This window comes from Streptomyces alkaliphilus, assembly GCF_014141535.1.
Classification (GTDB): domain Bacteria; phylum Actinomycetota; class Actinomycetes; order Streptomycetales; family Streptomycetaceae; genus Streptomyces; species Streptomyces alkaliphilus.
In genome coordinates this window covers 1-3,707 of the sequence record NZ_VKHT01000510.1, presented here as the reverse complement: position 1 = coordinate 3,707, position 3,707 = coordinate 1, and the positions used below count along the sequence as shown (strand labels likewise).

The following is a 3,707-nucleotide window of genomic DNA, read 5'->3' as shown; positions in this document are numbered from 1 at the left end:
GTGTGCGGATCCGGGGAGGGCCCCGGAGGGGCTGCCGGGTCGGGGTGGAGGTCAGGCGCTGCCGTTGAGCCGGCCGTATCCGCCGGGGTCGGGGGCCCCGCCGGTGGTCTCCCCGTCCCCTTCCGGACCGGCGGGACGGTCGGGGCCGGGCGTGTCGTACTCCTCGACGCCCTCCTCCTCGTGCGGTGACCGGAGCCCTGTGTCGAAGTGGCCGGGGGCGTATCCGTCGACCGCGACCCCGTCGTTCCCGTCCTCCCCGTCCTCCCCGTCGTCGTACTCGTCGTCGAGCCAGGGGCCCTCGTCGTCCGCGTCGACGGTCTCGCTGCTCCAGGAGGCGCGGGCCAGCTCGACGCCGGGCAGGCCCTCGACGAGTTCGATGGGATCGACGAGGTAGGCGATGGCCTCCGCCGGATCGCGGCTGACCGCCTCGCCGGCGGGGCCGCGTTCCTCGTCGGGAAGGAGTTCGTCGGCGTTGATGCGGGCCAGCGCCGTACGGGTGAGGCGATCGATGTCGGCCACCTCCAGGAGCAGGTCGACACGCACCCTGACCCGGCCGATTTCCTCTGGTGTCATAGGGGTGAGGGTATGCCCGTGGCCGGTCGAGTCTTCCCCGCGACCCGCGACGCGCCGTAACATCGCTCACCACGCCCGCGAACCGCAGCACTACCCGGGAGCCCTCGTGGCCGAGCACCGCCGCATGCCAGATCGCCGACCTCTGCTGATGGGCGTGGTGTCCGCGGTCGTATTGGGCGGGGTGTGGCTGATGCCGTCCGCGCACGCCGGCCCGGACACGGGTGAGGGCGTGCCGGGGATCGGCACGGTGGGGGAGTCGGTGGAGGGGCCCGGGGCCTCGGCGCCCCGGGCGCCCACCGACTGAGGGGGGTTCACTTCCGGGACGCCCTCACGGGCCGGTGTCCCTTCCTCGTTCCCACCGTCGGTCGTCACGGGAAGCGGCCCGGGCATCGCGTCGGGATGACCGGTTCCGCCGGATTGGACTTCCCTGACCACCCGCCCTTCAAACGTGATTTCCATCACATGACCACTTCGCCCGGGAACGCTTTTCGGCCGGCGGGAGAGTCTCCCCCGCCGGGGCGCCCGGGCTCACTCCGCCGGGGACGTCAGGGGCCCGGTGACCCCCTCCACCGCCCGGGCGAGCGCCCCGGAGCGGACGAACCCGGCCGCCGCCTCCAACTCCGGCGCCAGGTGCCGGTCCGGTCCCGGTCCCGGCACGCCGGCCGCGCGCAGCGCCGCCACCACCGCCCGGGCCGCCGGCCCCGGGCGCAACCCCTCGCCGGCCTCCCGCAGTTCCAGGGCCCGGGTCGCGGCGCACAGTTCGACGCCGATCACCCGGGCCAGCCCGTCCACGGCGGTGCGCAGCTTGCGGGCGGCGGACCAGCCCATCGAGACGTGGTCCTCCTGCATCGCCGAGGAGGGGATGGAGTCCACCGAGGCGGGCACGGCGAGTCGCTTGAGCTCGGAGACCAGCCCCGCCTGGGTGTACTGGGCGATCATCAGCCCGGAGTCCACGCCGGGGTCGTCGGCGAGGAAGGCCGGCAGGCCGTGCGAGCGCCGGCGGTCCAACAGCCGGTCGGTGCGGCGCTCGGCGATCGAGGCGAGGTCGGCGACGGAGATGGCGAGGAAGTCGAGCACGTACCCGACGGGGGCGCCGTGGAAGTTGCCGTTGGACTCCACCCGCCCCATGCCGGCCCGGTCCGGGTTGTCCACCCGCGCGGCGTCCGGCTCGTCGAGGAGGTCGAAGAGGACCACGGGGTTGTCCACCGCCGCGGCGAGTTCGCGTTCGGCGACCAGGCGGGCGTGCGCGAGGGTGTCCCGACCGGCGCCGGAGACCTGGGGCGCGCACCGCACGGAGTAGGCGTCCTGGACGCGCGGTTCCTCGTCCTGGTGGTGGCCGAGGAGCTCGGAGCCGGCCAGTACCCGACGCATGATGCCGGCGGAGGCGGCCTGTCCCGGGTGCGGGCGCAGGGCGTGCAGGGCGGGGTCCAGGACACGGTCGGTGCCCATCAGCGCCTCGAGCGTCAGGGCGGCGGTGATGTCGGCGGCGGTGTGCAGGACCTCCAGGTCGGCGCAGGCCATCAGGAGCATGCCGAGCATTCCGTCGGTGCCGTTGAGCAGCGCCAGCCCCTCCTTCTCACGGAGTTCGAGGGGGGCAGAGCCGTGATCGGCGAGCAGGTCGGCGGCGGGACGAATCCGACCGTCGGGTCCCTCGGCCTCCCCCTCCCCCAGGAGGGTGAGGGCGCAGTGCGCCAGCGGGGCGAGGTCACCGGAGCAGCCGAGCGAGCCGTACTCGTGGACCACGGGGGTGATGCCGGCGTTGAGCAGGTCGGCCAGGGCCCGGACGACGACGGGACGGACGCCGGTGCGTCCCGAGCACAGTGTCTTCAGGCGCAGGAACATCAGCGCCCGGACCACCTCGCGCTCGACCCGGGGGCCGGTGCCGGCGGCGTGCGAGCGGACGATGTGGTGTTGGAGGCGGACGCGCAGGTCGGGGGCGATGTGCCGGACGGCGAGGGCGCCGAAGCCGGTGGAGACGCCGTAGACGGGGTCGGAGCCGGCGGCGAGGTCGTCGATGATCCGACGGGAGGCCGCGACTGCGGTCAGGGTGCGGTCGGGGATACGGACGCGGGCGTCGTGCCGGGCGACGGCGAGGACGTCCGCCGGCGTGGCGCCGGCCGGGTTCACCACCACGGTGTGCATGGACATATTCAGAAACCCTACGGGGTGAATCGTGACTCGTCACGGGGTGCGACGCGGAACCGCCGTCCGGGATCCGGCCGCGCCGCGCAGGGCCCGGCGGTCGGGGGTGCGCGGACCGGCGGCATCGGCCAGGAGGACCACCTGGCGGCCGATGGCGCCGCGACCGGCGACCACGGGCTCGAGCAGACCGTCGGTCTTGGCCCGGTACTGGGCGGCGTCGGCCAGGCGCAGCAGCCGGCGGGCGGTCAGCGGCGGGCCGATGGCCTCGTCGGTGCCGGCCAGCCCGCAGGCGGCGCCACCGGTGCCGCCCGCGTGCCGGCCGGGGCCCCGGACGGCGGGGCACCCCTCCCCGGGTCCGTCCGCGTCGGCGGGGAGGGACCGCGTGGTTGCGTCGGATGCGGCCGGGGCGGAGATCCCGGCGAAGCCGGGTGCCGCCGCGCGGCGGCAGATGTGTCGGGCGGCGTCGAGGAGTTCGTCCCCGCCGGCGCCGACGGTGAGGAGGCAGAACTCGTCGCCGCCCAGGCGGGCGGCGAGGGCGCCGGGCAGACGGCGGGCGCTCTCCGACAGCAGGTCGGCGAAGGCGCGCAGCAGGCGGTCGCCGGTGGCGTGACCAAGGGTGTCGTTGACCTGCTTGAGGCCGTTGAGGTCGAAGACGGCCAGGTGGACGACGGTCCCCTCACGATGGTGCCCGACCAGTGCCTCGGAGAGGCGGTCGTCGGCGAAGCGGCGGTTGGCCAGGCCGGTGAGCGGATCGGTGCGGGCGAGCCGATGGGCCTCGTCGAGACGTTCCTGCTGGGTGAGGGCGGTGCCGGCCAGCGCGGCGAGAGCCCGCAGGAGTTCGAGGTCGGTGGCGGTGAAGGCGGGGTCGCCGGGGGCGCGGCGGGCGCGCAGTTCACCGCGCAACCGGTCGGTGACCGGCAGGGGCGCGGCCAACCGGCGGGGATCGGGACGCCGGGCGGAGCCGGTGAGGCCGGCGCCGGGCGAGCCGGCTA

General features: G+C 75.2%; 4 protein-coding genes. 1 reads left to right on the top strand and 3 read right to left on the bottom strand.

Annotated elements, in window-relative coordinates:
* Positions 1–51 precede the first annotated feature (51 nt).
* Positions 52–543: a hypothetical protein gene (locus FNQ90_RS28480; RefSeq protein ID WP_323379994.1), complete on the bottom strand. Its 492-nt coding sequence runs from the start codon at positions 541–543 to the stop codon at positions 52–54.
* Between the two features lie 154 nt (positions 544–697).
* On the opposite strand from FNQ90_RS28480, the gene FNQ90_RS15790 reads away from it, so the two are divergent.
* Positions 698–877: a hypothetical protein gene (locus FNQ90_RS15790; protein ID WP_182606972.1), complete on the top strand. Its 180-nt coding sequence runs from the start codon at positions 698–700 to the stop codon at positions 875–877.
* Positions 878–1,101: 224 nt separating this feature from the next.
* On the opposite strand, the gene hutH is transcribed toward FNQ90_RS15790, so the two are convergent.
* Complete coding sequence (gene hutH, locus FNQ90_RS15785) at positions 1,102–2,715, bottom strand: histidine ammonia-lyase (RefSeq protein ID WP_182606973.1); 1,614 nt, start codon at positions 2,713–2,715, stop codon at positions 1,102–1,104.
* Positions 2,716–2,754: 39 nt separating this feature from the next.
* Positions 2,755–3,707: GGDEF domain-containing protein (locus FNQ90_RS15780; protein ID WP_182606971.1), on the bottom strand; the 953-nt coding region annotated here is incomplete at its 5' end.

Excerpts from the sequence above, each read along its gene's own strand:
- FNQ90_RS15790 (WP_182606972.1), top strand. The coding sequence starts at position 698 with ATGCCAGATCGCCGACCTCTGCTGATGGGCGTGGTGTCCGCGGTCGTA.
- hutH (WP_182606973.1), bottom strand. The coding sequence starts at position 2,715 with ATGCACACCGTGGTGGTGAACCCGGCCGGCGCCACGCCGGCGGACGTC.